Here is a 1,381-nt window from a genome sequence, read left to right as displayed (position 1 = left end):
GCATCTGTCGCACAATCTTTGTGCGGTATTGCCAGAAACAAAATTGACCTGACGTTTCAAAAGGAGGCATTTCTATGGGAAGTGTCATTGTCGGAATTATTGTTGTAGCGATCATTGCTGCAATCGTCCTGTCCATGCGGAGTGACCGCAAAAAGGGAAAACATTCCTGCGGCGGTACCTGCGGCGGCTGTCCGAATGCGTGCAGCTGCCACGGCGACACACAAAAACACAAACAGAAATCCTCAAAATAACGAAACCTCTCCATAAAGAAAAGCAGGAGCAGCTGAAATACGGCTGCTCCCGCTTTTTTGTCTTACGATAAACGCTCAATAAAACATCATTGACTTTTAATTGCAATAACGATATAATAGAAACAAGAAGGGAATTGATTTGTGGGAGGCAAAATATAATATGAAAATGTTTATTGATGACAACGTAATTATCCCAGATGAAATCAAAAGAATGTCAACCGAAGAATTGAAAAAGGCAATCCAAGAACTAGAACAAGAATTGAAAGAAAGAAAACAGATTTCATAACTACAGTACACAATATAATCCTTACGAAAAAACGCTGTTCCTGCACGTGGAACAGCGTTTTTTCTATATGTAGAATAGTAAGAAGATGTCGTTTTTAAAGAAACACCGAGCAAAGCTTGTGGTAAGATGCGTCGTCAGATTTTTCGGTCGACAGATTGCATAGAAATTCCGCAGGCATACTTTCCGTATGGCAAGGGATTTCTGGGCAATATGACGAAAAATCTGCACGCAGATTGCGTGCAAAGCCGTCAGGCGGGCTTTATTCAGTGTTTCCTTAATTGTTCTTTTTCTCGTCCTTCTGAATCGGCTTTCCCTGCTGTGCTGCCAGCAGATCGCGAATTTCTGTGAGAAGCTGCTCCTCCTTGCTGGGCTTCGGCGGTGCAGGCTTTTCTTCCTGCTTGCGGCGGAACATGTTCATTGTCTTTACGATCAGGAACACGCACAGTGCTGTCAGCAGGAATGTGATAATTGTGTTCAGGAAGCTGCCGATCGCGATAAAGGGGTGATTGCCCCACGGGATCGTGATTCCCAGCGAAGAAAAATTGATACCAACCAGCACGGTACCGATAACCGGCATCAGAATGTCATCGACCAGCGAATTGACAATTGCCGTAAACGCAGAACCCACGATCAGGCCGACTGCCATATCCAGCACATTTCCCTTGGAAATAAACTCCTTGAACTCACCAACAACGCCTTTCAGACCTTTTCCGGTTTTCTGCAATGCTTCTTCAGTTGTTTTCTTGTCCATTCGAACTCACCTTTTCTTTATTTTTAGACACGCCACGCAAAGCTTGTGCGTAAAATGTCCTTTAGGCAATACCGCACAAAGATTGTGCGACAG

The 1,381-nt window shown here is 44.1% G+C and carries 3 protein-coding genes; 2 read left to right on the top strand and 1 reads right to left on the bottom strand.

Going from position 1 to position 1,381, the window contains the following annotated elements; translation table 11 throughout:
- Positions 1 to 74: 74 nt before the first annotated feature.
- Together RUMCAL_RS15100 and RUMCAL_RS16700 are read left to right on the top strand one after the other, a co-directional pair.
- A complete protein-coding gene (locus tag RUMCAL_RS15100; RefSeq protein ID WP_021682634.1) occupies positions 75 to 251 on the top strand; it encodes a FeoB-associated Cys-rich membrane protein in 177 nt (58 codons plus the stop codon).
- A gap of 160 nt (positions 252 to 411) precedes the next feature.
- Positions 412 to 537: a hypothetical protein gene (locus tag RUMCAL_RS16700; protein WP_021682633.1), complete on the top strand. Its 126-nt coding sequence runs from the start codon at positions 412 to 414 to the stop codon at positions 535 to 537.
- 274 nt (positions 538 to 811) lie between these two features.
- On the opposite strand, the gene mscL is transcribed toward RUMCAL_RS16700, so the two are convergent.
- Positions 812 to 1,288, bottom strand: coding sequence for a large-conductance mechanosensitive channel protein MscL (gene mscL / locus RUMCAL_RS09740; protein WP_021682631.1), 477 nt, complete (start codon positions 1,286 to 1,288; stop codon positions 812 to 814).
- Positions 1,289 to 1,381: the final 93 nt, after the last annotated feature.

It is taken from the genome of Ruminococcus callidus ATCC 27760, assembly GCF_000468015.1.
Classification (GTDB): Bacteria; Bacillota; Clostridia; order Oscillospirales; family Ruminococcaceae; genus Ruminococcus_C; species Ruminococcus_C callidus.
Note: the sequence above shows the minus strand (reverse complement) of the source record. Positions and strands in the feature narration are given on the sequence as shown.